We start from the raw sequence: 25639 nt of genomic DNA, 5'->3' as shown, positions 1-25639 counted from the left end.
GACACAGGTCAGCCGCTCGCACAAGGGTGAGATGATCAGAATTCTCAGAACGAGACGGAGCCGTAATGAAGTCCACCCAGAGTCGGGCGTCGCGGATGCGGCGTTCCACGACGGCGGATCAGATCAAGCAGCTCATCCTCACGCGCGGGCTCGCGCCGGGCGATGCGCTCCCCACGGAGACGGAGCTGTGCGAGACGCTGGATGTGTCACGCTCGTCCGTCCGTGAGGCGATCCGCACGCTGTCGACTCTCGACATCGTCGACGTCAGGCACGGTCACGGCACCTACGTCGGCGACATGTCGCTCGACCCGATGGTGGAGACGCTGGTCTTCCGCGGAGTCCTCACCCCGGAGGGGTCGTTGCAGGCGCTGCGCGAGGTCGTCGACGTGCGTCTCGCCCTCGATCTCTCGATGGCGGAGCAGGTCGTCGCCGGCGCCCGTGACTCGTCGACGCTCGGCGAGCTGGATCGCCTGGTCGACGAGATGGTCGACAACGCCTCACGCGGCGAATCGTTCCTCGAGGCCGACCGGGCGTTCCACACCCAGTTGTTCTCGGGAATCGACAATCACCTGGTCGGACAGCTCGTCGGTGCGTTCTGGGATGTGCACACGGCCGTGCTCCCCCACCTCGGCATCGCGCAACCAGGCGACATCGACCTCACCGCCAAAGCGCACGGCGACATGCTCGCGGCCGCCCGCGCCGGGGATGTCGAGGCCTATCGCAGGGCCGTCGTCGAGCACTACCAGCCGCTGCAGCGGGTGCTCGCGGAGTCGTAGGCCGGCTTTCTACCGAGAAATCATCTGCCGCTCGAGACACCGCGTGTGCAGTGGTGTCTCGAGCGGATAGTGGTTTCTCGAGCTCAGGTCGCTGCGGCTTCGCGCTTCGGCAGCACCCAGCCGGCCCGCGGGAAGTGGCAGGTGTAGCCGTTGGGGATGCGCTGCAGGTAGTCCTGGTGCTCGGGCTCGGCCTCCCAGAACGGTCCCTCGGGCTCGATCGTGGTGACGGCCTTCGCCGGCCACAGGCCCGAGGCATCCACGTCGGCGATCGTGTCCCGGGCGACCTGCTCCTGCTCGGAGCTCAGCGGGAAGATCGCCGAGCGGTAGCTCGAGCCGACGTCGTTGCCCTGACGGTCCAGCGTCGACGGATCGTGGATCTGGAAGAAGAACGCCAGGATGTCGCGGTACGTCGTCTTCGTCGGGTCGAACACGATCTCGACGGCCTCGGCGTGACCGGGGTGGTTGCGGTAGGTCGCGTTGGCGTTCTCGCCGCCGGTGTAGCCGACGCGGGTGTCGAGCACGCCTGGCTGGCGGCGGATGAGGTCCTCCATGCCCCAGAAGCACCCTCCGGCGAGGACGGCGGTCTCGGTGCCCGGTGTTCTGGTGATGGTGCCGGTGTCGGTCATGATGCGTTCTCCTTGGGGGTGGCGTCGAGATCGGTGGCGTCGAAGAGGCTGCGGTACTGACCGTACCCCTCTTCATCGAGGCGGTCGGCGGGAACGAAGCGGAGCGCAGCGGAGTTCATGCAGTAGCGCATGCCGCCCGCTTCTTCCGGCCCGTCGGGGAAGAGATGGCCGAGGTGGCTGTCGGCTCCGGCCGAGCGCACTTCCGTTCGCGGCATCCAGAGCTTGCGATCCGTCTTCGTCGTGACCGCGTCCGCGTCGATCGGCTTGGTGAAACTCGGCCATCCGGTGCCGCTGTCGAACTTGTCGGTCGACGCGAACAGCGGCTGCCCGGAGACGACGTCGACATAGATCCCGGCTTCGTGGTTGTCCCAGTATCGATTGCGGAAGGCGGGCTCGGTGCCGTCCTCCTGTGTGACGCGGTACTGCGCCTCGGTGAGTCGGCTCAGCGACTCGGGGGTCCTGCTGTAGTCCTGTGTCACGATCATTCCTCTTTTCACGTCGCCGGCTGCGGCGTCACTGGGAAGAACCGCGAAGGGGCCCGTTTTGGTCCCGCGGGGCTGGGAGCGCGCTGTGAGTTCGCGGCTGCGGGTGCCAGTCTGGAGAGAACGCGAACGACCTGAGGAGGAACCATGGACGCCGAGGCCTCTGGCGACGTGCCGCGCCTCGTCGGCGATGCCTTCAGAGCATCGGGCCCCGAGGCCGGATCGGTGTGGAGACTCGAACCATCGGAACGCGGACTCGACGCGAACGTGATCGTGCTGCCGGCGGGCGATGAGATCCGGGCGCACATCGGACCGGAGCTGGACGTGCTGATCGTGGTCGTCAGCGGTTCGGGGACGCTCGAGACCGCAGCCGAGTCGATCGCGCTCGAGGCGGGCGGGATCGTCTGGCTGCCTCCCCGGTCGCACCGCAGATTCGTCGCCGGGGACGACGGGCTCAGGTACTTCTCCGTGCATACCCGCAAGCCCGGTCTCGGCATCCGCTCTCCGGCCCGATGAACGCACGCATGCCGTATCGGTTTCGTCGGTTTCGGGCGCTCAGAACCGACGAAGTCGATACCGCATGTCGATGATGCACAAGATCGTGAGGGCCGCTGACGCGAACGCATAGCGTGGCGATATGGAGAACCCGATCACTGACGCTCTCGTCCTCATCACCGGCGCCGCACGAGGCATGGGTGAGCTGTACGCCCGGAGGGCAGTCGCTGCGAACGCACGCGCCGTCGCGCTGTGGGACATCGACGAGGATGCCGCGACCGCTCTGGCCACGGACCTCTCGCGCTCGGGCGTCGACGTGCGCGCCTACCGCGTCGACGTGTCGCAGCGCGAGGACATCGCCGCCGGCATCCAGCGCGTGCGCGCCGACCTGGGCTCACCCGACGTCGTCATCAACAACGCCGGAATCGTTCGCGGCACGCCGTTCTGGGAGCACGACCCGCAGCGCGACATCGAACTGACCATGCGGATCAACTCTCTCGCGGCGATGTGGTTGACGCGCGAAGTGCTGCCCGACATGATCGCCGACACGTCCCGCCCGAAGCGCATCCTGAACATCGCATCCGCCGCCGGAACCCTCGCGAATCCGCACATGAGCGTGTACGCGGCATCCAAGTGGGCGATGATCGGCTGGAGCGAGTCCGTCCGTCTCGAGCTGAAGGCGCACGGCCACCGGCACATCGCGGTGACGACGTTCTGCCCGAGCTACGTCTCGACGGGAATGTTCGAGGGGGCGCGGGGTCCGCTGCTCACACCGATCCTCACGCCTCGATCGGCGACCGCCGCCGCCTGGGACGGAATGCTGCGCGGGACGCCGATGGTGCTGCGTCCGTGGACCGTGAAGCTGTCGATGGCGCTTCGCGGCGTGCTGCCGACGGCGACGTGGGACTTCCTGGCCCGGAACGTGTTCAAGGTGTACTCGTCGATGGACCGGTTCACCGGACGACGGTAAGCGGGCAGTAGTCTTGCTTTCCTGAACAGGGTTGGTCCCTGCACACCTCACAGGGGGACGCATGTCTGTTGGTCTGCTCGCTGTCGTCGACGACATCCTGAGCGCGGCGCTGAAGGCGTCGGCGAAATCGGCCGGTGTCGTGATCGACGACGCCGCCGTCACTCCGCAGTACGTGCAGGGCATCTCGCCGGCCCGGGAGCTGCCCGTCGTCCTGAAGATCATGCTCGGATCGCTGGCGAACAAGTTCCTCATCATCATCCCGATCGCACTGCTGCTGACCGCATTCGCGCCGTGGGTTCTGCCGTTCCTGCTGATCATCGGTGGCACGTACCTGTGCTTCGAGGGCGCGGAGAAGGTGCTGGAGTGGTTCGGATTCCATCACGGCCATGAGGGCGAGGGCGCGCGCAACGAGAACAAACTCGTGTGGGGCGCGATCCGCACCGACCTGATCCTGTCGACGGAGATCATGCTCATCTCACTGGCGAACCTCGAGGCCGGGCTGAGCATCTGGATGACGCTGGTCATCCTGGCGGTGATCGCGCTCGTGATGACGGGTCTCGTCTACGGCGCTGTCGCACTTCTGGTGAAGATCGACGACATCGGGCTGAAGATGGCCAAGAGCTCGTCCTCGCGCGTGCGCCACACCGGCACGCGGATCGTCAGGTCGATGCCCGCCGTGTTCCGCGTGATCAGCGTGGTCGGAACGGTGGCGATGCTCTGGGTCGGAGGTCACCTGCTGCTCGCGAACCTCGGCGAGGTCGGGCTGCACTTCTTCAGCGACATGCTGCACGGGATCCACGGGTTCTTGGAGCCGGCCGGCGCCGTCATCGCGTGGATCGGCGAGACCTTCGTCTCGGCCGTCGCCGGGCTCGTGGTCGGGCTGATCGTCGTCGGCGTCGTCATGCTGATCGGTTGGATGCTGGGCAAGAAGCCCTCGTTCACCGAGGGCGGCGAGTCGCCGGTCAACGCAGCCCACTGAACGCCCCGATGGACGTCCTGCGCTGGCTGGTCGACGCCTTCAATTCGCAGTGGATGCTGCCGGGCGGGCAGACACTCCTGATCCGCGAAGTCGTCGGCAACGTCTTCGGACTCGCCAGCGCGCTCGGCGGCATGCGCCGCAAGGTCTGGGCGTGGCCCGTCGGCATCGTCGGCAACCTGCTGCTGCTCACGGTGTTCCTCGGCAGCATCCTCAGCCCGGAGCACGACTTGCCGAACCTGCTCGGCCAGGCCGGACGTCAGGTGATGTTCATCGCCGTCGCCGTCTACGGCTGGAATCGCTGGCGACACGCAGCATCCGGCACCGGTCAGGTGACTCCGCGCTGGGCGTCGAACCCCGCACGGATCGGTCTCGTACTCGTCCTCGTGATCGGCACGATCGCGCTCACTCCCCTGTTCCGACTGCTCGGCTCGTACGAACCGGTGTGGGCCGATGCCTGGACGTTCGTCGGGTCGCTCCTGGCCACGTACGGCATGGCCAAGGGCTGGACGGAGTTCTGGCTGATCTGGATCGCCGTCGACGTCGTCGGCGTTCCCCTCCTGTTCAGCGCCGGGTACTACGCCACCGGGTTCATGTACGTCTTCTACGGGGCCTTCACCGCCGTCGGCTTCGTCGTCTGGTGGCGCGCGCAGGCGAACGCCAAGCCGCACATCGAGACGATCATGCCCGACCCGCGCATAGCCGGTGCGGACGATAATGGGGACTGATGTTCGACAGCCCGCTCTCCGCCTCCGCCTACGAGGTGCTCGGCGTCGACCCGACGGCGACGGACGACGAGATCAAGCGCGCATTCCGGCTCCGGCTCCGCCAGACCCATCCGGATGCCGGCGGTGACGCCGCCGCGTTCATCCAGGTTCAGCGCGCGTGGGAACTCGTGGGCACCGCTGAGGCGCGTGCCGCCTACGATCGCGGGCATGGCTTCGCCGCGGCGTCCAATACGACCACGACCCAGCAGCACTGGAGCGGTTGGCGACCGCCCGCACCCCGCGCCGACACCCGCCCGAAGGCTCGCACATACGGACACCCCGGCGGCTGGCGCCGCGAACGGTACCTCTCCCTCATGCGCGAATGGGCCGGCCATGGGGTCGAGCTTCCCGATCCGTACGATCCGGCGCTCGTGCGCTCGGCCCCGCTGGAGATCCGACGCCTGCTGGCGGATGCTCTCGCCGAAGAGGCGACCGCGAGCACCGTCTCCGACCTGGGCATGGGCTTCACCGTCTGGCACGACGTCGCGACGAGCTCGGGCCCCACGCGGTCCGCAGACGCCGACAAGCTCGACCATGTCGTGCTCAGCCCGTCGGGCCTGTATGGAGTCATGTCGGAGGACTTCGCCGAGACGGCGCGCTTCCGCCGTGGCGAGATCATCGGTCGGAACCTCGACGGGCGAGCGCCGGTCGCCACCCTGCTCGCCCGAATGCGCGTGGTCGCGCGCACCGCGAAAGTCCGCTTCGGCGGCGCGATCCTCGTGCTTCCGGACGACGATCTCGACCAGGCCGTGGTCACTCTCGGCAAAGTCCGCGGCATCCCTGTCGTCGTCGTGCGCCGAAGCGCGCTCGGCATGGTGCTGCGTCAGGGCGTCCCCGGCGCGCGCGACATCGGCGGCAACGAGCTGTTCGACGTGCGCACGCGCCTGCAGCAGACCATCCGGTTCGTCTGAAGCTGCGCAGGCTCAGGCCGGATGCGGTGCCGCGCTCACCGCCGATTCCAGTGCTCCAGCTTCGTCGGGTTGCAGACGACCCAGACGCTGGAAAGACCTGTCGAGGTCATCTCTGCGGTGACAGCGGTCACGACGACATCTCCTCGAGTGAAGATCAGGCCCGGAGCGCCGTTGATCGCCGCGAGACTGATCGAAGTGTCGGGCGTGAGCAGTGCGGCGAGCGCGGATGCCGCGGCGGTGTCGCCCTCGATCGGGGAAGACGCCGACGGCAGCGCGCCTCCGCTGTCGATGATCAGAATCACGTCCGGATGCAGGAGCGCGCGCAGGGACGCCTCATCGACAGTGCGCAGAGCGCCGGCCAGTGCCTGCATCGTGGCTGTATCGGGCGCGCGACGACCTCTCCGGCGCGCCCCCGCCGGATGCTTCCCTCGGGTCATGCGGTGACCGCGGTGACGTGATGCAGCTTGGGTGGACTCATCACCCAGAGGAGCTGGAGGATTCCTTCGCTCGACGCTGTGAGGGCGACCATGGTCGTGACGGTCCCGTCCTCTGTCAGCGTCGCCGCCGGCTGACCGTTCACCTCGACCCAGCCGATCGACTTGCCCGTCCAGAAGTGGTGTGCGAATGCGGCGACGAACTTCGCCACCCGACCCCGACCGATCACGGGGATCCGCGCGGCGAGCTTGACTCCGTTGCCGTCCGAGTAGCTCACGACATCGGCGGCGAAGAGGGTCTCCAATTCCTGGGCGTCGCCCTTCTGCGCTGCGGTGAGGAAGGCCTCGAGGAGCCGCCGCTGCGCCGACGGCTCCACCGTCGCGTGGCGGGCGGATTCCAGGTGTGAGCGCGCTCTGCTGACCAGCTGCCTGGCGCTGACGACCGTGGAGGAGATCACTTCGGCTATCCGCGAATACGGGTAGTCGAATGCTTCGCGCAGGATGTACGCGGCCCGCTCCGTCGGCGTCAGCTTCTCCAAGGTCAGCAGGATCGCGAACTCCAGCGCCTCGCCGCGCTCCGCGCCGAGGGCCGGATCGTCTTCGGTGTTCACCGGCTCGGGAAGCCAGGGCCCGATGTACGTCTCCCGCTTCACATGGGCGGACTGCAGCACGTTGATCGAGAGCCTCGTGGTGATCGTCGCGAGGAACGCGGCAGGCTCATGGACCTCCGCCCTGTCGGTGTTCTGCCAGCGGATCCAGGTGTCCTGGAGGATGTCCTCCGCATCGGCCACGCTGCCCAGCATCCGATAGGCGATACCGAACAGACGTCGTCGCTGTGACGTGAACACGTCCATCGCATCGCCGAGGTCCGTCGTGGATCCTGAATCGTTCGTCACCGTCATGCCGCCAGCCTCTCACCGCAAGGGTCTCCTCAAGACATGACCGGGTAGCGGGAAGTTCTGTGACAAGGAGGTGTCACAACGAGGCCGACTGTCCGGTCTTACGGGTACGGGCGCGTATCGGTCGCCCCGACATACCGAAGGAGCGACATGAGAATCACAGTCATCGGCGGCACCGGCCTCATCGGCACCCGGCTCGTGCGAACCCTGCAATCGGCCGGTCACGACGTCGTCGTCGCCGCGCGCGCGACGGGTGTCAACTCCTACACGGCGGAGGGGCTCGAGGCCGCGCTGGACGGCGCTGAGGTGCTCGTCGACGTCTCCAACTCGTCGTACATAGACGAGGCCGCCGCTCGAGAGTTCTTCTACACCTCGACAATGAATCTGCTCAGCTACGGTGAAGCCGCAGGCGTGCGTCACCATGTCGCACTGTCGGTGGTCGGCACCGACCGGCTCGCGCGCGCCGAGGGCGGCTACTTCATCGCCAAGGAGCAGCAGGAGCGCCTCATCTCGGCATCCCAGCGACCGTACTCGTTGGTGCACGCCACGCAGTTCTTCGAGTTCATCCGGCACATCACGGCTCACGCCGTGCGCAGCGGGGTCGTCCGGGTGGCTGACGTTCTCATCCAGCCGATGGCCGCCCAGGATGTGGCTGCCGCCGTCGCGCAGACGGCTCTCGCCGAACCGCTGTACGGCACGGTGGAGTTCGGCGGCCCCGAGGTCTTCAGCCTCGGCGAGTTGGCCAGGATCGATCTGCGCTATCGCGAGGACGACCGCGAGGTCGTTCCCGATCCGCTCGGCACGTACTTCGGGGCTCGTATCGCGCAGCGCGACCTCCTGCCCGAGGCCACGGCGACGATCGCACCGACGAGGTACCACGACTGGCGGGTGGGAAACGAGTATGGAGTGGCGCCTGTCACATCCGGCGACTCGCTCCTGTCATAGCTGGCGGATGCCACGAAGGCACCCTCCAATCAGAAAGGCACGGACATGGCAAAGATCGTCGTCATCGGAGGCACTGGCCTCATCGGCTCCAAGGTGGTCGCGAAGCTGACCGCACACGGTCATGAGGCCGTAGCCGCCTCGCCCAACACGGGGGTCGACAGCGTGACTGGAGAGGGCCTCGCCGAAGCTCTGGAAGGAGCGAGCACCGTCGTCGACGTCTCGAACTCGCCGTCGTTCGCACCCGCGGACGTGCTGGAGTTCTTCACCACCTCGACACGGAACCTGCTCGAGGCCGAGTCCGCTGCCGGCATCGATCACCACGTCGCGCTCACGATCGTCGGCACCAACCGGCCGCAGAGCATCCCCTACTTCGCGGCCAAGGTCGCGCAGGAGAAGCTCATCCGCGAATCGGGCATCGGCTACTCGCTCGTGCACGCCACACAGTTCTTCGAGTTCATCGGCAGCATCGCCGACGTCTCCACGGACGGTGACACGGTGCGTCTGCCTGGCGCACTCATCCAGCCGATCGCCGCTGAAGACGTCGCGACCGCAGTGGCGCGCGCGGCTTCGGGCGACGCCCCGCTCGGTGACGTCGAGATCGCCGGGCCGGAGGCGTTCGGCATGGATGAGTTCATCCGCCGCGGTCTGACGTTCCGCGGCGACCCTCGCACCGTCGTTCGCGACGACGATGCGCCGTACTACGGAGCGAAGATCGAGGAGCGCACCCTCATCCCGATCGAGGGGGCGCAGATCTTCACGACCAGCCTCGAAGAGTGGCTGCCGCTGAACCCTCCGCGGAAGTAGTCGCATCCCGCACGCGCACGACTCCTGCACGGCGGCCGACGAGGACGGCGTCGTGCAGGGCCTGCGGGTACATCGGCATCCGGCCATCCGCCGGGCGGCGTCACTCCGCGTCGGAGCGGAACATCCCTCGAAGCACGAGATACACGATCACGGCCACCACCACGACGATCGCCAGCTTCGCGATGAACCACAGCAGAGAGAACAGCACGCCGACCAGCCACCAGGCGATGACCACGGCGGCGATGACGCCGATGACGGTCCACAGGGAGTTCTTGGTCATGACTCCAGCCTAGGCAATGGCGGCGGTTAGCATTCAGACATGATGAACGAAGCGATCACCGAGGTCTCCATCGGCGGCGAGATGATCCGCCTCGGGCAGTTCCTCAAGTTCTCGGGTCTCCTCGACTCCGGCGGAGACGCCAAGGAGGTCATCATCGACGGCTACGTGCAGGTCAATGGCGAGGAGGAGCGCCGGCGCGGACGACAACTCCACGACGGCGACCTCGTCGCATTCGAGGGTCGGACGGTCCGCGTCCGGCCCTGACGGGTGCTCGCCGGCGTCGTTCAGTCCTCCCGTAGCGGCACGAACGTGTAGAGACCCGCATCCTGCCGGCGCCGCACGCGCCCGTCCCGCCGGTCGACGACGGTCATGACGCCGGCGATCGGGGCGACCATCCGCCCGCCCTCCCCGAGCTGGTCGACCAAGGCATCCGGCATCCGCGCGAAATCGGCCGAGACCAGGATGCGGTCGAACGGCGCGGATGCGGGCAGGCCGAGAACCCCGGCGGAAGCCCGCTCGATGCGGGCGATGACTCCGGCGGCAGCGAGCCTGTCCCGCCCGAACTCGACGAGCTCGGGCACCCGTTCCACACCGATCACTCTCCCCTCTTCCCCGGCGAGGTGCGCGAGAAGCGCGGTCGTCCACGCGGAACCGCTGCCCACGTCGAGCACCCGATCGCCCGGTCGCACGGCGAGGAGTTCCAGCATCCGAAACACCGTCGACGGCTGGGAGTTCGTGGCATCCCACCCGATCATCACCGGGCGATCGGCATCGGCGAGGTGCCGCACGGCATCCGGGAGGAAGTCCGCACGCTCGATGACGGCGAACGCGTCGCGCACGCTCCGGCGCGTCTCGTCACTGACCTGGATGCTCACGACTCAGCCGCCTGGAGGACCGTCCAGCACAGTGGGGATGTACTCGAGGAGCTGGCTGCGGTCGTCGAAAGTGCGCGACTCGATCAGGTCGAGACGCACGTCGGGATAGCCGTCGAAGATCCGCTCCTGGCCCGTCGCACCGGTGATGACGGGGAAGATGACGACCCGGAAGCGATCGGCAAGCCCTGCCATCAGCAGCGCCCTGCACAGCGACAGACTGCCGAGGGTTCGAAGCGGGAGGTCGGAGGTCTCTTTCAAGGTCCGCACGAAATCGACGGCGTCCTCGCGGATGAGGGTCGAGTTGACCCAGGTGAGCGGCTCTTCAAGTGTGGACGAGAACACGTATTTCTGCACGTCGTTCAGCGACTCGACCCCCTCGGTCTGGCTCGACGCGAACTCCGACATCAGTCGGTAGGTCGTCGCCCCCATGAGGATCGGATGATCCTTCTCCGGAAGACCGTCGAGCCAGCCGAGGTACTCGGGGCCCTCCAGCCCCCACCATCCGGGCCACCCCTCGGCCGCGCCGTATCCGTCGAGGGAGATGATGAAGTCGATCGTCAGTTTCTGCATCGGAGCCTCCGTGTGCGATCGGGCCGACGTTGGCCGCGATCCTACGCCGAGGGATGCTTCGGCATAACCCCGGTTCCGGCACGGATGCCCGCCTCGATACCTGTCGGCGAGTACGGTTGCCGTGTGGATGCCGCCGACCCGCTGCCCGATCGCCCCGCCCCGGACAACCCGCAGGGCAAACTCGTGCTGCTGCGGCATGGCGAGACCGAGTGGTCGCGCTCCGGACGGCACACCGGACGCACCGACGTACCGCTGACCGAGCACGGCGAGGAGCTGGCGCAGGCAGCCGGAGAGCTCGTGCGCGGGTACGACTTCCGCCTGGTTCTCAGCTCTCCCCTGCAGCGGGCGCGCCGCACCGCCGAGCTCGCGGGACTCGAGGCCGAGATCGATCCGCTGCTGATCGAGTGGGACTACGGCGGATACGAAGGGCGCACGACGAAGGAGATCCGCGCCGAGCTCGGGTACGACTGGTCGGCGTTCATGCACGGCGTCGTCCGCGGCGAGACCCCGGGCGAGACGGTCGAAGAGGTCGCGGCGCGCGCATCCCGCGTGCTGACCAGGGTGCTGCCCGCGATGGTCGACGGCGACGTCGCGCTCATCGCGCACGGTCATTATCTTCGGATCCTCGCGGCCGTGTTCCTGCGGCAGGCGCCCCGGTTCGGAGCATCCATCACGTTCGGCGCCGGCTCCGTCTCGGTGCTCGGGTACGACCGCGAGCAGCCGGCGATCCTGGCCTGGAACCACGGGCCGCAGCTGCCGCTCGAGCCGCCGAAGTCATGACGCGTGCACTCGTCCTCGGCGGCGGAGGGTCGGCGGGCAACGCCTGGACCATCGGGGTGCTCGCCGGTCTTCTGGAAGGCGGAGTGGATGCTGCCGCCGCGGACCTCATCATCGGGACGTCGGCGGGCGCGACGGCAGCCGTGCAGATCACGAGCGGTTCCGCATCCGAGTTGTATACGGCGATTCTCGACGCACAGCTCCCGCCCCAGTCTCAGCGCGGCCGGCCGTCGGTCGATCACCTGGCGCGCACCGGTGCGATCATCGCTTCGGCATCGGATGCCGCCGACATGCGACGCCGCATGGGCGCTGCGGCGATCGTGCTCGATGACGAGTCGGACGGTGCGTGGGGAACCCGCTGGCGCGCGATCACCGCGCATCGGCTGCCCGACGCCGTGTGGCCGGAAAGGCGGATGCTGATCGCCGCGGTGGATGCCCGAACGGGCGAACCGGTGACGTTCGACGCGGCGGGCGGACGAGGCATCCGCTCGCCTGGGGCATGCAACTCGCGGCGCAGACCGACGATCTGCGCGCCGGTGGCAGTGCGGTCGAGACGATCCTCCCCGATGACCGTGCCGTGGCGGTGTTCGGCGACGACCTCATGGATCTGTCGGCCAGGCGCCCGGCGGCCGAGGCCGGCTACGAGCAGGGGCGCGCGGTGTCCACCCGACTCATCGCATTCTGGTGCTGACGACGTCGGAGGTCTCGGGCACGATGGAGCCATGACCGACGGATACGATTCCGAGTTCCTGGCCGCGTCTCTCCCTCTCCCCCGCCCATCGGGCGACGTTCGCGATCTGGCGTACCCGCGCTTCACCGTTCTGCTCGCTCCAGAGCGCCGGTTCGCCGCCGTCACGGGCGTGAACATCGATGGCGCCCAGCTGCGCGAGGTGCCCCGCACCGGCGACTGGCGTCTCGACCCGCGGATCGATGCCGACGAGCAGGCCGGCCCCGAGGTCTATTCGCGCAACGACCTCGATCGGGGGCATCTCGTGCGTCGCCGTGATCCGGGTTGGGGTGATCCTGAGGAGGCACGGGATGCCACGGAAGCGACCTTCTTCTACACGAACGCCGCGCCGCAGGCGGCCGGCTTCAACCAGTCCAAGGAACTCTGGCTGGGGCTCGAGGACCACGTGCTCGCATACGCCGAGACGACCGACCAGCGCATCTCGGTGTTCACCGCGCCTGTGCTCGGCGACGCGGATCCGCCGTATCGCGGCATCCGGGTTCCTCTGCAGTTCTGGAAGATCGCGGCCTGGCACGCGCCCGGCGGGCTGGCGGCCGCGGGGTTCGTCCTGGATCAGACCGACCTCGTCGACACGTCGCAGGGCGTGCTGGCGGTGCCGCCGCTGGGTGCGTTCCGGACGTTCCAGGTGCCGATCGGCGACATCCCCGGTCTCACCGGCATCGACCTCGGCCCGTTGCCGGCCGCTGACGTGCTCGATCAGGCTGCCGCGCGCCCCGAGGGATGGCGCACGCTGACCGGGCCCGCGGACATCATCGTCTGACCTGCGGGGCGGCAACGACGAAGAGGGCACTGACGACGAGCAGCGGCAGCACCCACACCGCCGCGGCCGGATATCCGGCTGCCGGCGGGAACACTGCGCCGGCCGCTGTCGTCGACGCCAGCAGCATCCCTGCCAGAGCGCTGCCGATGCTGAACCCGATGCTGCGCACGATCTGGTTCATCGACAGAACGCTGGACGTCTCGGCCCGCGGCACGCCGTCGAGCACGAGGCTCGGCATGATCGCCGACACTCCGCCGACACCGAAGCCGAGAACCGCCATCGCGGCCAACGTCAGGACGAACGGCGCTGGCGCGCCCGCGAACACGACGGCAGCGACAACGACGCAGCTCGCATGGACGGCGAACGTCCAACGGGCGGTCAGCCAGGCGCTCAACCGCGGGGTGAGGCGCCCCGCGACGAAGCCCAGCACAGAGAACGGGATGAGCGCTGCGCCTGCGAGCGCCCCGGACAGTCCCAGGCCGTACCCGGCCTCGAGAGGGGTCTGCACGTAGCGGGTCAGCAGCGAGAAGAGCAGATACATCCCGACGCCGGCGAACAGCATCGCGGCGTTCGCGCGCACCACCGGTCCGCGCCCGAGCAATCTGAGATCGACCAGCGGGGAGGCGGCGCGCCGCTCGACGACCACCCACCCCGCGATGGCGGCGACAGCGACGATGAGGATGCAGGTACCGACCCACGGGGCGTTCCAGACGACCGGTTGGGCGACGGCCGCCAGCACGCCGAGGATGCCGATGCCCAGCAGCACGGCACCGGGCACATCGAGTCGAGAGCGCGGTTGTGGTCGGTCTTCGGGGATCATCCACCCGGCGATGCCCACGGCAGCGAGCGACAGCACGAACCCGACCAGGTACGCCGCGCGAAGCCCCATGAGCTGGTCGATGAGTCCCATGAGCGGGTAGGCGACGCCGATGCCGACGGTGGATGCCACCGACACCGTTGCGATCGTCGCGTGGGCGCGCTCGGTGGGCAGGTGATCACGGGCGACGCTCATCAACAGCGCGACGACGCCGAGCCCGAGCTCTTGGAGGGCGCGTCCGAGCAGGAGGGTCCAGAACGGAAGCGGCAGCGCCGTGAGCAGCCCCCCGGCGGCTACCGACGCAAGGACGACGAGGATGGTGGATCGGCGCTGAGGACCGGCACCCAGACGACCGAGAACGGGGGCGCTGATCGCTCCGGAGAACAAGGTGATCGTGAGCGTCCACTGCGCGGCATCCAATGGCACGCCGAGGTCGATCGCGACCGACGTGATCAGCGGCGCTCCGACGCCGCCGATCACCGCTCCGAGGAACGCGATCGTGACGACGGCCGTGGCGAGAGCGCGAGGGTCAGCTGAAGTCATGCCGCCATGGCGAGTTCGCCGAGACCCATCGCGATGAGGAGTGACAGCACGGCCAGCGCGAGCACGATCGGGGTCATGGTGTAGCGCTCCTGCTTGCTGCGCGAGATCGCGTTCATGACGATGCCGATCGCGAAGTACGCGAACACCACCCACATCGCGACCTGCGCCACGACGTCCGGCAGCACCGAGCTCGCGCCGACCCGCTCCCACGCGACGAATGCGATGACCGCGTAGATGACGATCGAGATGCCGCTTCCGATGCGCAGGTTCCGCGGCAGCACACGGTGCTGCCCTCCCCACGCGAAATGACCCCACGGCGCACCCGCGGCGAGCGCGATCTGAAACACCGCGAGCAGAGCGAGGATCACCGTCAGAGCCAGAGCGAAGGCCACGGCTACACCGTAGCGGGTCAGCTACCTTCAGGTGCCTGCGGGCGGCCCGGCGCGCTGTCGGCTAGTTGAAGTCCCCGCCCGGGGCCATATCGGCGAAGCGCGAGTAGTGGCCCTGGAACGCCACGTTGATCGTCGCGGTCGGGCCGTTTCGGTGCTTGGCGACGATGAGGTCGGCCTCGCCGGGACGCACGTCCTTGTCGTAGACGGAGTCGCGGTGCAACAGGATCACCATGTCGGCATCCTGCTCGATAGAGCCCGACTCGCGAAGATCGCTGATCTGCGGCTTCTTGTCCTGACGAGCCTCTGAACCACGGTTCAGCTGCGAGAGCGCGATGACCGGAACCTGCAGCTCCTTGGCCAGCAGCTTCAGCGCACGAGAGAACTCCGAGACCTCCTGCTGACGCGACTCGACGCGCTTGCCGCTCGTCATCAGCTGCAGGTAGTCGATCACGACCATCTTGAGGCCCGCGCGCTGCTTGAGCCGGCGGCACTTCGCGCGGATCTCGACGAGCGTCATGTTCGGGCTGTCGTCGATGTACAGCGGCGCGTCGTTGATGCGGCCACGCGTCGAAGCGACTGTCGTCCAGTCGCGCGGGTCGAGCGTTCCCTTGCGCATGTGCTGCAGCGGAATGGCGCCCTCTGCACTGAGCAGACGCATCGCGATCTCGCTCTTGCCCATCTCGAGCGAGAAGAAGATCGCGGGCTGGTTGTGTCCGATCGCCGCGGCGCGAGCGAAATCGAGAGCCAGCGTTGATTTGCCCATGGCCGGCCTTGCGGCGACGACGATCATCTGACCACCGTGCAGGCCGTTGGTGAGCTCGTCCAACTCTTTGAACCCGGTGGGAACACCGGTCATCGAGCCATCGCGTCCGCTCGCTGCCTCGATCTCCTCGACCGCGGCATCCACGGCGACGGTGAGCGGGACGTAGTCCTCGGCGGTCTCGGTGCCTGTGACCGAGTAGATCTCGGCCTGCGCGTTGTTGACGATGTCCGTCGCGTCGCCCTGGCCGTCGTAGCCGAGTTGCACGATGCGCGTGCCGGCATCGACGAGGCGGCGGAGGATTGAGCGCTCCGACACGATACTCGCGTAGTACCCCGCGTTCGCCGCCGTGGGGACGATCGAGGTCAGGGTGTGAAGGTAGTCGGCGCCACCTGCGCGGCCGAGTTCGCCGGTCTTGATCAGTTCGTCGGTGACGGCGACGACGTCCGTCGGCTCGCCGTGCGAATACAGCGACAGGATCGCCTCGAAGATGAGCTCGTGCTTGGGGATGTAGAAGTCGGCGCCCTTGAGCGTCTCGATCACGTCGGCCACGGCGTCCTTCGACAGGAGCATGCCGCCGAGGGCACTCTGTTCTGCGAGGAGGTCGTGCGGCGGGGTGCGTTCTGGCTTGCGCTGCCCTCCGAGTCGCTCCTCCGAGATGTCGGCTATCGACACGGGGCTCCCTTCGGTGCGGCTGGCTGGTGTTACGGCAAGGGATGCTGCGTTCCCCGGCCAGGCGACCACGGAGTGTTCCGCGGCCACTGCGAGCGAACCACACACCACCGACATCTCGTCGCTCGTCCACGCTAAGAGCGGAGTTTTCCCCATGCAACACGGCCTGTGGATAACTCTGTGGAGAGGGTGCGAACAACTTCGGAGTGTCTGTGCAGAACGGGTGTGGATAACCCTGTGGCGCGCTTTCATGTTGGACTTTTATTTGTGCCCTTACCTGCGATTTCCCTTTTCCCCACCCTGTGGATGGCAACCTGCTTAAATCAGTGATTGAAGGTTTCCTCTGCCGCTGCGGGGTGTGTACAACTTGGGGAGAAGTCAAGAGGGAATTTTCTCGGGCGCGTCCGACCCGTGTACACCCCCTGATGGCGTCGATCAAGGCCCCTGGACAAGCCTCGAAACCATGGGTATGGTCTCGACAAACACGCGCGGCATGCTGGCGCGACGTTTCCTCAGAGGGGGAGGTGAACGTGAATTCAACAGCAACCCGTCGGCTCTCGACCAGTATCGGCTGGGGCGCGTTCATCGTGCTCGCCTGGGCCGCGCTCACGCTTCTCGTCTCCAGTGGTACTGCGCACGCCGATGAGGATGCGGACGGACCTCTGGACGGCGTGACCTCGCTCATCGGCTCGACTGTCGGCGCCGGTTCTGGCCTCGTCTCCGACGTCGTCAAGGAGGCGGTCCCCACCGTCGTCGAGAAGGTGGCACCCGTCGTCACGAAGACGGTCCCGGCAGTCGCCGCCCCCGCGACGAACACGGTCGCCGCGACAGTCCAGGCGATTCCCGTCGTCCGCGACGTGGTCCCGCCGATCGTCACCCCGGTCGCGCAAGCAACCACCGAGACCGTCGCGGAGGTCACGACCCCGCTGACGGATGCCCTCCAGGACTCCCCCGTCGCTCAGCTCACCGACCCCGTGCTCGAAGTCGTCTCCGACGTGCCCATCGTCGGGCATCTGGTCGATGACCTCGCCCTCCCGGATGCTGTCACCGACATCGCCGGCTCGGTGGATGCCACGACAGCAGCGCTCGGCAGCACCGTAGAAGATGCAGTGCCTCCGGTTCTGGATGCCGTCGAGGCAGTCGTTCCTCCCGCTCCTTCAACACCGGGAGCGGATACGGGCACGGACGTCGTCGTGGAATCGCCGGTTGTGAACCTGCCGCCGCGCGCGGATGCCGTGACGGACGGGTCGAGAGTCACAGCATCCACCGCCGTGCTCGTCTCATCGTCCGCCTTCGTCGAGCGGTACGCGACACCGGCCTTCGAACAGGCGACGTCCACGGCCGAGCCTGACGCCACCGGTGTGCCCGTCCGACCGACCGGCCCCGCTCACGCACCCCCGGGGATCACCAGCGGTCCATCGTCCTCCTCCTCCGGCTCGCCCGGAGGGTCAGTGGGTGATGCCGCTCGCCTGAGCGACGCATCCGCCGACGCGCTGCACGCCTGGCACCGTGCCCTCGGCGACGTCGACGACGATCTGCCGTGTTCACCGGTCGCCGAGACCGACGCTTCTCCTGACTGATCAGGGTCCGGTCATCCCTCGCGGGTGACAGATGATCGGCGCGCACCCGCGCGCTGTTCCGGATCCATTTCAGTCAGGAGTTGAATCAACATGCGAACCTTCGTGAAGCGCGCCCTCTGGGGCGTCGCGATCGCCGGCGGGATCACCCTGCTCGGCGCAACTGCGGCCAACGCGGCCGAAACCGATGGAGAGGACAGCATCCTCTCCGGAACCCAGGCGCTCATCCCCGTCTCGGTACCCGTCGATGTCACAGGCAACGCGATCTCCTTGCTCGGGACCTCCACAGCGGATGCTCCGGCGCCCGCTGCAGCCCAGCCGGCCCCGGCGCCAGCCGCGTCGACGCCAACGGCTCAGACCAGCGGCGCTGACGGCACAGCATCCGGCACCCAGGCGGTGGTCACCGTCGATGTTCCGGTGACGATCGACAACACCGCGGTGAGCGTGCTCGGCACATCCAGTGCTGACGCCCCCGCCGCACCGGCGAGCAACGAACCGGCGGCGCCCGCGACCCCGTCCGTGACGACGTCCGGCACCGACTCGCTGCTCAGCGGAACGCAGGCGCTGCTCGACGTGAACGTGCCGGTGACCGTGACGGGCAACGCGGTCTCCGTCCTCGGCGAGAGCGATGTGGCGGCGGCGAGCGAGTCGCCGGCACCGGTCTCCACGACCCCTGTCACCTCGGATGCCGCAACTGATGGAACCGACGGTGTCGCGAGCGGCACGCAGGCGATGGCTCCGGTCACCGCACCGGTGAACGCCACGGGCAACGCGGTCTCCGTCCTCGGAGAGAGCACCGCGACCGACAACGGTGCGACCGCCGCGCCGACCACACCGAGCACCGGAACCTCGGCCATGCCGAACACCGGAGGCATGGACGGCGTCGCGAGCGGCACGCAGGCCGTGGCCCCGGTCACCGCACCGGTGAACGCAACCGGGAACGCGATCTCCGTCCTCGGAGAAAGCACCGCAACCGACAACGGTGCGACCGCACCGGCCGGCGAAGCGAGCGGCACGGCGCCGGCCACTGACGGAACCGACGGCGTCGCAAGCGGCACGCAGGTCGCAGCTCCGGTCACCGCACCGGTCACAGTGACCGGCAACGCCATCTCTGCGCTGGGCTCCAGTGCGGCGACAGGTATGACGGCTCCGATGACCGGCGGCACCGGCGGCGGTGACGGCATGCTCACCGGCGGTGCGGACTCGATCCTCGGTGGATCGCAGGTGGCACTGCCGATCTCGATTCCGATCACGATCGGCGGCAACGCCGTGGGTGTGATCGGCGACTCGACGGTCGACGTGCCAGCGGTCGACCCGGGAACGGATCCGGGCACCGACCCCGGAACAGACCCGGGAACGGATCCGGGCACCGACCCCGGAACAGACCCCGGAACCGATCCTGGAACCGAGCCCGGCACTGAGCCCGGGACTGATCCCGGAACGACTCCGGGCGCGAACCCCGGCACCGCCCCCGCCCCCAGCGGGCAGGGTGGCAATCTCGCAACAGCAGACGGCGACATGCTCGCGATGACCGGTTCGGACCTCCCGGTCCTTCCGGCCCTGCTCGCCGCGATGATGCTGCTCATCGGAGCCGGACTGCTGCGACGTCACGTCATCGGCTGATCCCCATCAGCGGGTGACGATCGTCCGTCCCCAGCGGACGCACGTCGCGCACAAAAGACGGATGCCCCGGGGTCCGAAGACCTCGGGGCATCCGTCGAGCCGTGCTGCTTACTTGGCGGCGACGACCTGAAGGGTGATGACGGCGACGACGTCCTCGTGCAGACGCACGGTGGCCTCGTGGTCACCCGTCGACTTGATCGGCGCGGTGATGGTCACCTTGCGCTTGTCGATCGTGCCCAGGCCTGCGGCCTCGACAGCGTCGGCGACGTGCTCGGTCTTGACCGAGCCGAACAGGCGTCCACCGTTGCCGGCCTTGACCGTCAGGCGGACCTTCTGGCCCTCGATCTTGTCCTTGAGTGCCACAGCCTCGTCGCGGTCGTGGATCGCGCGTGCCTTGCGGGCGGCCTGGATCGACTCGACCTGCTTGGCGCCACCACGGGTCCACGCAGTCGCGTAGCCCTGGGGGATGAGGTAGTTACGGGCGTACCCGTTCTTGACCTCGACAACGTCACCGGCGCTTCCGAGCCCGGCAACTTCGTTCGTGAGAATCAGCTTTGCCATTTCCGTACCCCTTAGCGGCCAGCGCCGGCGTAGGGCAGGAGAGCCATCTCGCGTGCGTTCTTGATCGCCTTGGCGATCAGACGCTGCTCCTGCACCGAGACTCCGGTGATACGACGGGCGCGGATCTTTCCACGCTCCGAGATGAACTTGCGAAGGGTCGCGACGTCCTTGTAGTCAATGACGCCAACCCGGATCGACTTCGCGGGAGCGGTGGGCTTGCCACCCTTCCGCGGCTTGCGGCGGTCGCCGCTCGACTTTCCAGCCATGGTTTTTCCTTAGTGAATGAGCGGATGCCGTGGCATCCAGAAGTTGTTTAGAAAGGCGTGTCGTCGCCGAAGCTGCCCGGAGTGCTCCAGGCATCTGCACTGGTCGACGAGCCGGGCGTTGACCACGGCTCCTCCGACACCTGCTGCTGCTGAGCCGGACGCTGTCCGCCGCCGCCACCTGCGCCGCCGGAAGCAGCGCGCGTGACCTGAGCGGTCGCGTAACGCAGCGACGGGCCGATCTCGTCGACCTCGAGCTCGATGGCCGTGCGGTTGTTGCCCTCACGGTCCTGGTAGGAGCGCTGACGCAGGCGGCCCTGCGCGATGACGCGCATGCCCTTGGTCAGTGATCCAGCCACGTGCTCAGCGAACTCGCGCCACACGGACGCACGGAGGAACAGCGCTTCGCCGTCCTTCCACTCGTTCGCCTGACGGTCGAAGGTTCGCGGCGTCGATGCGATGGTGAAGTTCGCCACCGGCAGCCCGTTCTGCGTGTAACGCAGCTCGGGGTCGGCCGTGAGGTTTCCCACCACGGTGATGACGGTTTCGCCGGCCATGAGACTCAGGCCTTCGCAGCCTTGGCGGCCTTGCGGGCAGCCTTCTCTTCGGAACGCTTGGCCTCAGACGCGATCATCGCCTGTGCCTCTTCAGCGCGGAGGACCTTGGTGCGCATGATCTGCTCGTTCAGCTTCAGCTGACGGTCGAGCTCCTGCGTGGCCTCGCTGGTAGCGGTGAAGTTGACGACGGCGTAGATGCCCTCGTTCTTCTTCTGGATCTCGTATGCGAGCCGGCGCTTGCCCCAGACATCGACGTTGTCCACTGAACCGCCATCGTTGGTGATGACCTTCAGGAACTTGTCGAGCGTGGGAGCAACCTGGCGCTCGTCGATCTCAGGGTTCAGAATGACCATGAGTTCGTACTGGTGCGTCACTTACCCACCTCCTTCGGACTTGAACGGCTTCCGAGACTTTCTCGGAAGCAGGAGGGTGTGTGCACGTGCCAGCCCTTCGCGCCGCAGAGTGCGGTTCGGTGGGCAGACAACCACAACAGTCTACTTCAGATCCGGGCGTGTCGCGAACGGGGCTGTGGAGTCGAGCGCTGCGCCGCCGAACTCCAGCGACGGCTCGTCGTCGACCGACAGCGACAGGACGGCCGTCTCGACCACCTCGTGCGCTTCGATCTGCCGCTCGACCTCGCGCAGCCGGCGAGCGACGTCGTGCTCGCGTTCGTCGCCGGAAAGGTCGATCTCGGCGACGATGAACAGCCGGTTCGGGCCGACGTATTCGATGTGCAGGTAGGTGACGCGTTCGATCGCCGGCGCTTCCAGCAGCGCCCGCCCGACGCGCGAGCGCAGCTCGGGCGATGCGCTGGTGCCGACGATGAAAGCGAGATTCCGGCCGATGAGCAGGACGGCCACGATCGCCAACAGGATGCCGACGAGGATCGAGCCCACCGCATCCCACACCGCCTCGCCCGTCACCTCATGCAGCGCGATGGATCCGCCGGCAAGGACCAGACCGATCAGCGCAGCGGCATCCTCGAAGAACACCGCACGCAGCGTCGTGTCGCTCGTCTGGATCACGAAGTCCCACGTCGACGATCCCCGCTCGCGCGCCAGCCGCCGCGAGCGGACGAGCGCCTGCGTGAACGACGCGCCCTCGAGGACGAATGCGATACCGAGCACGATGTACGCGATCACCGGGCTCTCGACCGGCTCATCGGAGGCCAGCTCCTGGATGCCGTGCATGATCGACACGATCGCGCCGGCGGTGAAGATGCCGAAGGCGGCGATCAGCGACCAGACGAACGCACTGCGGCCGTAGCCGAGGGGATGGCGCTCATCCTTCTTGCGGCCGCCCTGCCGGTCGGCGATGAGCAGGAAGATCTCGTTGCCGGCATCCGCCCACGAGTGCGCGGCCTCCGCGACCATGGACGCTGAGGACGTGATGATCGCCGCGACCGTCTTGGCGATCGCGACGAGGACGTTGGCGAGGAACGCGATGAGCACCGTCACGCGCCCAGGCTACGCCCGCTGGGGGCGGCGGGTACCGTGGTCGGCATGGAGTGGATCTCGGACGTCTCGGTCGGCGACTGGTTGCGTGCGCGCCTCGACGACGACTGGTCGATGCACCACTTCGTTCCGCACGGGTACGAGGCGTATGCGCGGGTGTTCCATCCTGGGTTTGTCCATCGCGCGCCGGATGCTGTCGAGCATCCCGCCACGTGGGCCGACGCGGCGGCGGCCTTCGGCACGACTCTGCATGCACAGGCATCCTGGCAGCACCTGGTCCGCACCCCCTCCGACGGCGACTGGCACTCGCGCATCGCTCCGGACGGTCGCGAGTTCGCAGCTCCTCTGGAGGGCGCACTGGATGCCGGCATCCTGAGTCGCCTCGTCGACCATCTCTCGACGCACACTACGACGCCGGACTCCTGTGTCGCGGCGGCCTGGGAAGGCTGGGGCGGGATGCTCGGGTACACGGGCACCGGGCCGTCTCAAGCATCGCTCTCGTTCAGTGACGACGAGGTTCATCAGCAGGTGCTGCGGCAGAGCTTCCGCAATCCGTTCGAGAACCCGTTTCAGCGCGCGACCTGGCAGCCCGGCGTCCTATCGGACGAGATCTCGAAGGGCGCCCGACTCGAACTGCCCGACCGCGGTCACGTGCTGTTCTCCAGTTCGTTGTCGGACTTCGCTGACCCGGAGTGGCAGAGCCGGGCGCCATGGGGCGATCAACCACTGAGCCTGTTGTGGCCCGCCGACCGCGCGTGGGTCATGGTGAGCGAGATCGACTTCGACTCGACGGTCGTGGCCGGTTCGCACGAGCTGGTCCGTGCGATCTGCGCGGACCCCGCGATCGAAGCGCTGCCGATCCGCGAGAGCTCGTCGCCCCACTGGGACTCCGACGAGATCAACCGCTGAACGCTCGCGTTCCCTGTTCCTCCCAGCGAAGAAGGATTTCGCGGGTCCGGATGCTCCGGAAGCCGAGAGATCCTTCTCCCATCGGGCGCGTAGCGCCCAGCACCGCCTGGGCTCAGCGGCGGACGGGGTCCTTCTGCGGACGCGGCTCGAGCGTGTAGTCCGTCGTGATGTCTGCCCAGGTGTCCTCGCCCGCACGGCCGCGCGCACGGCGCATCCCGAGGATGCCGTCGACCAGCGGTGCTCCGATGCCGAGCGCGAGAGTGCCGGCGACCGAGCGGTCCTCCGAGCCCAGCACGCTCTTGCGGTGCCACGCCGCCCGCAGCGCACCGCCGCGTCCGGTGGGCACGACTTTCGCCGGCAGCGCCCCGCCGCGGCGGAGGGTGACGAGTTCCTGAACGCGGCTCCACCAGTCCGACTCATGCGGGGCATGGAAGTAGTTGTCGTGCATCCAATCGGCCTCGGGATGCCGGAACCGCCGCGCGACGACGTCGTCGGCGTCGCCGAGCAGACCGCTGCCCACGAACACCGTGTTCAGGAGCGACTTCTCGACCCCGAACGTGCTGAGGGCGATGACCGGGATGCCGCGCGCGATCGCCTCGACGGCCGCGGTCGAGCTGACCGTGACCAGTCCCTCGGCACGGGAGAGCGCAAGAGCCATCGGCTCGTACGAGAAGACGAGGTTCGCCGGCCGATTCGCCAGCAGCTCGGCGTAGGCATCGCGCTCGAGGTGCGTCTCGGCCTCTCCTGGCCGCGACCGAAGTTTGACGACCACGCGCCGGTTCGGTCTGGCCGCTGCCGCCCGGCGCAGGATGTCGACGAGCGCCTCGCGCTCATGGCGCTCCGCGGGGACGAGAGCCTGCGCGGCGAAGATCAGATCGGTGCCTCGGCGCTCGCGCTCGGCGACTGCAAGGCCGCCGCGCGGCATCCGCTGATCGCGATCCGACGCGCCGGAGCCGACGGCATCCACGGCTCCCGCGCGCGAACGGGAGAGAGCGCTCGCCGTTGACGCGGTGCGCGCGTACGGCAGGGTCGCGAGGGCCGTCGGAACGACGATGCCGAGCCGATCGGCCAGAGCCTCGAAGGCCCGGATCTCACGGTGCGAGTGCAGCACGAGCAGATCGGATTCGCGACGGTACTCGAGCGCACCGCGCAAGGCCGGGATCGACATCCCCGGCAGTCCGCTCACGACCACCGGTCGTTGCGGAAGACGGTCGATCACCCGTGCTATCAGCCGCACGAAGTGCCCGCGGCCGGCGAGCACGACGACATCGGGCAGGTGCCCCTGCAGCCAGCCGCGAACCTCGTCGAAGCCGAGCCTCGTGACCGATTCACCGCCGAAGCTCGTGCCGGCGAGGGCCATGTGCTCCTGCTCGCGGCTGACCGTGAGCGGCGTGCGCACGAGCAGCATGTGACGGCGGATGCCAGGCACGGCGTCCAGCAACGACGCCGACCACTTCACGAAGGAGTCGGCATCGCCGATCGCCACGACTCGAAGTTCGGAAGCGCGCGGCTCTGGGTTCATGAGCTCAGGCGCCCACCCGCCGCAGCTTCGCCATCGGCGCCTGTTCACCGGGGAAGACGCGCTTGACGCCGTCGCCGAGCGCGGTCTCGATGATGCGGATGTCGCGCACGAGGTGCTCGAGCCCGCCGGGCTCGAGCGAAGCCGCGTGGTCGGAGCCCCACATCGTGCGGTCGAGCGTGATGTGCCGTTCGACGGCGACGGCACCCAGCGCCACGGCTGCGAGCGAGATCTGCAACCCTCGCTCGTGACCGGAGTATCCGATCGGCACGCCGGCGAACCTGTCACGCAGCGTGGAGATCATGCGGATGTTCGCCTCGTCGGGCTCCATCGGATATGTCGACGTCGCGTGCATGAGGATGACGCGATCGGTGTTCAGGACGTCCATCGCGCGATCGATCTGATCCATCGTCGACATGCCCGTCGAGAGGATGATCGGCTTGCCCGTCTCGCGAAGAGCCTCGAGGAGCTCGGTGTCGGTGAGGGATGCCGAAGCCACCTTGTGCGCGACGACGTTCAGCTCTTCGAGGAACTCGACGCTCGGCACGTCCCACGGCGAGGCGAACCAGTCGAGTCCGCGCATCGTGGCGTAATCGCCGACCTCGATGTACTCGTCGCGCCCGAACTCCACGCGGCGGCGGTAGTCCAGATAACTCATCGTGCCCCACGGCGTCTCCCGCTGGACGTCGCGCATGTGCTCCGGTGTCGCGATCTCGGGCGTGCGCTTCTGGAACTTCACGGCGTTCGCGCCCGCGTTCGCCGCGACGTCGATGAGACGCTTCGCGATCTCCACGTCGCCGTTGTGGTTCAGGCCGATCTCCGCGATGACATAGGCCGGGCGGCCCCCGCCGATCACGTGTGAGCCGATGCTGACGGTCATGTCGCCTCCTGTCGTAC

At 67.8% G+C, this 25639-nt stretch carries 33 protein-coding genes and 1 pseudogene; 16 read left to right on the top strand and 18 right to left on the bottom strand.

The window, feature by feature from the left end; genetic code table 11:
• Nucleotides 1-65: 65 nt before the first annotated feature.
• Complete coding sequence (locus LQZ87_RS05130) at nt 66-776, top strand: FadR/GntR family transcriptional regulator (RefSeq protein ID WP_230102394.1); 711 nt, start codon at nt 66-68, stop codon at nt 774-776.
• An 83-nt stretch (nt 777-859) separates the two neighbouring features.
• Here the strand turns inward: LQZ87_RS05130 and msrA are convergent, their stop codons facing one another.
• The gene (msrA, locus tag LQZ87_RS05125) at nt 860-1402 is read right to left on the bottom strand and encodes a peptide-methionine (S)-S-oxide reductase MsrA (RefSeq protein ID WP_230102393.1); all 543 of its coding nucleotides are present in this window, start codon (nt 1400-1402) and stop codon (nt 860-862) included.
• Nucleotides 1399-1881 carry a peptide-methionine (R)-S-oxide reductase MsrB gene (gene msrB / locus LQZ87_RS05120; RefSeq protein WP_230102392.1) on the bottom strand — a complete coding sequence of 161 codons (483 nt, stop codon included), beginning with the start codon at nt 1879-1881 and terminating at the stop codon, nt 1399-1401. Before msrB ends, msrA begins: the two co-directional genes overlap by 4 nt.
• Before the next feature lie 150 nt (nt 1882-2031).
• Here msrB and LQZ87_RS05115 point away from each other — a divergent pair, with 150 nt between their 5' ends.
• From LQZ87_RS05115 to LQZ87_RS05095, 5 genes are all read left to right on the top strand, one after another.
• The gene (locus tag LQZ87_RS05115; RefSeq protein WP_230102391.1) at nt 2032-2400 is read left to right on the top strand and encodes a cupin domain-containing protein; all 369 of its coding nucleotides are present in this window, start codon (nt 2032-2034) and stop codon (nt 2398-2400) included.
• Between the two features lie 121 nt (nt 2401-2521).
• Nucleotides 2522-3349: an SDR family NAD(P)-dependent oxidoreductase gene (locus LQZ87_RS05110; RefSeq protein ID WP_230102390.1), complete on the top strand. Its 828-nt coding sequence runs from the start codon at nt 2522-2524 to the stop codon at nt 3347-3349.
• Between the two features lie 61 nt (nt 3350-3410).
• Nucleotides 3411-4328 carry a DUF808 family protein gene (locus LQZ87_RS05105; RefSeq protein WP_230102389.1) on the top strand — a complete coding sequence of 306 codons (918 nt, stop codon included), beginning with the start codon at nt 3411-3413 and terminating at the stop codon, nt 4326-4328.
• Nucleotides 4329-4336: 8 nt separating this feature from the next.
• The gene (gene pnuC, locus LQZ87_RS05100) at nt 4337-5053 is read left to right on the top strand and encodes a nicotinamide riboside transporter PnuC (RefSeq protein WP_230102388.1); all 717 of its coding nucleotides are present in this window, start codon (nt 4337-4339) and stop codon (nt 5051-5053) included.
• The gene (locus LQZ87_RS05095) at nt 5053-6003 is read left to right on the top strand and encodes a J domain-containing protein (RefSeq protein WP_230102387.1); all 951 of its coding nucleotides are present in this window, start codon (nt 5053-5055) and stop codon (nt 6001-6003) included. Before pnuC ends, LQZ87_RS05095 begins: the two co-directional genes overlap by 1 nt.
• A gap of 35 nt (nt 6004-6038) precedes the next feature.
• Here the strand turns inward: LQZ87_RS05095 and LQZ87_RS05090 are convergent, their stop codons facing one another.
• Nucleotides 6039-6374 (bottom strand): hypothetical protein, encoded by a 336-nt coding sequence (locus LQZ87_RS05090; RefSeq protein ID WP_230102386.1) that lies wholly within the window; start codon nt 6372-6374, stop codon nt 6039-6041.
• Nucleotides 6375-6436: 62 nt separating this feature from the next.
• On the bottom strand, nt 6437-7339 hold the full coding sequence (locus LQZ87_RS05085) for an RNA polymerase sigma-70 factor (protein WP_230102385.1): 903 nt from the start codon (nt 7337-7339) through the stop codon (nt 6437-6439).
• Nucleotides 7340-7486: 147 nt separating this feature from the next.
• Here LQZ87_RS05085 and LQZ87_RS05080 point away from each other — a divergent pair, with 147 nt between their 5' ends.
• Together LQZ87_RS05080 and LQZ87_RS05075 are read left to right on the top strand one after the other, a co-directional pair.
• Nucleotides 7487-8281, top strand: coding sequence for an NAD-dependent epimerase/dehydratase family protein (locus LQZ87_RS05080; RefSeq protein WP_230102384.1), 795 nt, complete (start codon nt 7487-7489; stop codon nt 8279-8281).
• A gap of 45 nt (nt 8282-8326) precedes the next feature.
• Complete coding sequence (locus LQZ87_RS05075; RefSeq protein ID WP_230102383.1) at nt 8327-9085, top strand: SDR family oxidoreductase; 759 nt, start codon at nt 8327-8329, stop codon at nt 9083-9085.
• A gap of 100 nt (nt 9086-9185) precedes the next feature.
• Here the strand turns inward: LQZ87_RS05075 and LQZ87_RS05070 are convergent, their stop codons facing one another.
• Nucleotides 9186-9365, bottom strand: a complete 180-nt coding sequence (locus LQZ87_RS05070) for a hypothetical protein (protein WP_230102382.1) — start codon at nt 9363-9365, stop codon at nt 9186-9188.
• A gap of 39 nt (nt 9366-9404) precedes the next feature.
• On the opposite strand from LQZ87_RS05070, the gene LQZ87_RS05065 reads away from it, so the two are divergent.
• Nucleotides 9405-9629 carry an RNA-binding S4 domain-containing protein gene (locus LQZ87_RS05065; RefSeq protein ID WP_230102381.1) on the top strand — a complete coding sequence of 75 codons (225 nt, stop codon included), beginning with the start codon at nt 9405-9407 and terminating at the stop codon, nt 9627-9629.
• A gap of 20 nt (nt 9630-9649) precedes the next feature.
• Here LQZ87_RS05065 and LQZ87_RS05060 read toward each other — a convergent pair whose 3' ends face one another.
• A complete protein-coding gene (locus LQZ87_RS05060) occupies nt 9650-10240 on the bottom strand; it encodes a methyltransferase domain-containing protein (protein ID WP_230102380.1) in 591 nt (196 codons plus the stop codon).
• 3 nt (nt 10241-10243) lie between these two features.
• A complete protein-coding gene (locus tag LQZ87_RS05055) occupies nt 10244-10810 on the bottom strand; it encodes a dihydrofolate reductase family protein (RefSeq protein ID WP_230102379.1) in 567 nt (188 codons plus the stop codon).
• Nucleotides 10811-10933: 123 nt separating this feature from the next.
• Between LQZ87_RS05055 and LQZ87_RS05050 the strand changes: the two genes are divergently transcribed.
• Both LQZ87_RS05050 and LQZ87_RS15250 read left to right on the top strand, forming a co-directional pair.
• Nucleotides 10934-11590 (top strand): histidine phosphatase family protein, encoded by a 657-nt coding sequence (locus tag LQZ87_RS05050; protein WP_230102378.1) that lies wholly within the window; start codon nt 10934-10936, stop codon nt 11588-11590.
• Nucleotides 11587-11733: pseudogene (locus tag LQZ87_RS15250) on the top strand (patatin-like phospholipase family protein); the annotation flags it as partial. The gene LQZ87_RS05050 and the pseudogene LQZ87_RS15250, both read left to right, overlap by 4 nt.
• 92 nt (nt 11734-11825) lie before the next feature.
• Here LQZ87_RS15250 and LQZ87_RS15245 read toward each other — a convergent pair.
• A complete protein-coding gene (locus LQZ87_RS15245; RefSeq protein WP_363317987.1) occupies nt 11826-12071 on the bottom strand; it encodes a hypothetical protein in 246 nt (81 codons plus the stop codon).
• Nucleotides 12072-12086: 15 nt separating this feature from the next.
• Here LQZ87_RS15245 and LQZ87_RS15240 point away from each other — a divergent pair, with 15 nt between their 5' ends.
• Together LQZ87_RS15240 and LQZ87_RS05040 are read left to right on the top strand one after the other, a co-directional pair.
• On the top strand, nt 12087-12278 hold the full coding sequence (locus LQZ87_RS15240) for a hypothetical protein (RefSeq protein WP_363317986.1): 192 nt from the start codon (nt 12087-12089) through the stop codon (nt 12276-12278).
• A gap of 31 nt (nt 12279-12309) precedes the next feature.
• Entirely contained in the window at nt 12310-13095 is a 786-nt protein-coding gene (locus LQZ87_RS05040; protein ID WP_230102377.1) for a DNA/RNA non-specific endonuclease, read from the top strand.
• On the opposite strand, the gene LQZ87_RS05035 is transcribed toward LQZ87_RS05040, so the two are convergent.
• The 3 genes from LQZ87_RS05035 to dnaB all read right to left on the bottom strand — a co-directional run bounded on the left by LQZ87_RS05035 (nt 13085) and on the right by dnaB (nt 16282).
• On the bottom strand, nt 13085-14455 hold the full coding sequence (locus LQZ87_RS05035; RefSeq protein WP_230102376.1) for an MFS transporter: 1371 nt from the start codon (nt 14453-14455) through the stop codon (nt 13085-13087). The genes LQZ87_RS05040 and LQZ87_RS05035 overlap by 11 nt on opposite strands.
• A complete protein-coding gene (locus LQZ87_RS05030) occupies nt 14452-14847 on the bottom strand; it encodes a hypothetical protein (RefSeq protein WP_230102375.1) in 396 nt (131 codons plus the stop codon). Before LQZ87_RS05030 ends, LQZ87_RS05035 begins: the two co-directional genes overlap by 4 nt.
• A gap of 61 nt (nt 14848-14908) precedes the next feature.
• Nucleotides 14909-16282 carry a replicative DNA helicase gene (dnaB, locus tag LQZ87_RS05025; protein WP_290368245.1) on the bottom strand — a complete coding sequence of 458 codons (1374 nt, stop codon included), beginning with the start codon at nt 16280-16282 and terminating at the stop codon, nt 14909-14911.
• A 527-nt stretch (nt 16283-16809) separates the two neighbouring features.
• On the opposite strand from dnaB, the gene LQZ87_RS05020 reads away from it, so the two are divergent.
• Together LQZ87_RS05020 and LQZ87_RS05015 are read left to right on the top strand one after the other, a co-directional pair.
• Nucleotides 16810-17859, top strand: coding sequence for a hypothetical protein (locus tag LQZ87_RS05020; RefSeq protein ID WP_230102374.1), 1050 nt, complete (start codon nt 16810-16812; stop codon nt 17857-17859).
• 90 nt (nt 17860-17949) lie between these two features.
• On the top strand, nt 17950-19479 hold the full coding sequence (locus LQZ87_RS05015) for a chaplin family protein (protein WP_230102373.1): 1530 nt from the start codon (nt 17950-17952) through the stop codon (nt 19477-19479).
• A 108-nt stretch (nt 19480-19587) separates the two neighbouring features.
• On the opposite strand, the gene rplI is transcribed toward LQZ87_RS05015, so the two are convergent.
• From rplI to LQZ87_RS04990, 5 genes are all read right to left on the bottom strand, one after another.
• Nucleotides 19588-20040: a 50S ribosomal protein L9 gene (gene rplI, locus LQZ87_RS05010; protein ID WP_230102372.1), complete on the bottom strand. Its 453-nt coding sequence runs from the start codon at nt 20038-20040 to the stop codon at nt 19588-19590.
• 11 nt (nt 20041-20051) lie between these two features.
• Nucleotides 20052-20306 (bottom strand): 30S ribosomal protein S18, encoded by a 255-nt coding sequence (rpsR, locus tag LQZ87_RS05005; protein WP_071641238.1) that lies wholly within the window; start codon nt 20304-20306, stop codon nt 20052-20054.
• A 47-nt stretch (nt 20307-20353) separates the two neighbouring features.
• Entirely contained in the window at nt 20354-20860 is a 507-nt protein-coding gene (locus tag LQZ87_RS05000; protein WP_147038990.1) for a single-stranded DNA-binding protein, read from the bottom strand.
• Nucleotides 20861-20865: 5 nt separating this feature from the next.
• A complete protein-coding gene (gene rpsF, locus LQZ87_RS04995; protein ID WP_147038991.1) occupies nt 20866-21234 on the bottom strand; it encodes a 30S ribosomal protein S6 in 369 nt (122 codons plus the stop codon).
• A 120-nt stretch (nt 21235-21354) separates the two neighbouring features.
• A complete protein-coding gene (locus LQZ87_RS04990; RefSeq protein ID WP_230102371.1) occupies nt 21355-22317 on the bottom strand; it encodes a cation diffusion facilitator family transporter in 963 nt (320 codons plus the stop codon).
• 45 nt (nt 22318-22362) lie between these two features.
• Here LQZ87_RS04990 and LQZ87_RS04985 point away from each other — a divergent pair, with 45 nt between their 5' ends.
• On the top strand, nt 22363-23223 hold the full coding sequence (locus tag LQZ87_RS04985) for a hypothetical protein (RefSeq protein WP_230102370.1): 861 nt from the start codon (nt 22363-22365) through the stop codon (nt 23221-23223).
• A gap of 112 nt (nt 23224-23335) precedes the next feature.
• Here the strand turns inward: LQZ87_RS04985 and LQZ87_RS04980 are convergent, their stop codons facing one another.
• Both LQZ87_RS04980 and LQZ87_RS04975 read right to left on the bottom strand, forming a co-directional pair.
• Complete coding sequence (locus tag LQZ87_RS04980; RefSeq protein WP_230102369.1) at nt 23336-24745, bottom strand: DUF6716 putative glycosyltransferase; 1410 nt, start codon at nt 24743-24745, stop codon at nt 23336-23338.
• A gap of 4 nt (nt 24746-24749) precedes the next feature.
• Nucleotides 24750-25622 carry an N-acetylneuraminate synthase family protein gene (locus LQZ87_RS04975; RefSeq protein WP_230102368.1) on the bottom strand — a complete coding sequence of 291 codons (873 nt, stop codon included), beginning with the start codon at nt 25620-25622 and terminating at the stop codon, nt 24750-24752.
• Between the last annotated feature and the right edge of the window lie 17 nt (nt 25623-25639).

Origin of the sequence: Microbacterium sp. Bi121 (assembly GCF_918698005.1) — a bacterium.
Classification (GTDB): domain Bacteria; phylum Actinomycetota; class Actinomycetes; order Actinomycetales; family Microbacteriaceae; genus Microbacterium.
The sequence above is the reverse complement of the archived record's forward strand: the minus strand, read 5'-3'. Positions and strand labels throughout refer to the sequence as shown.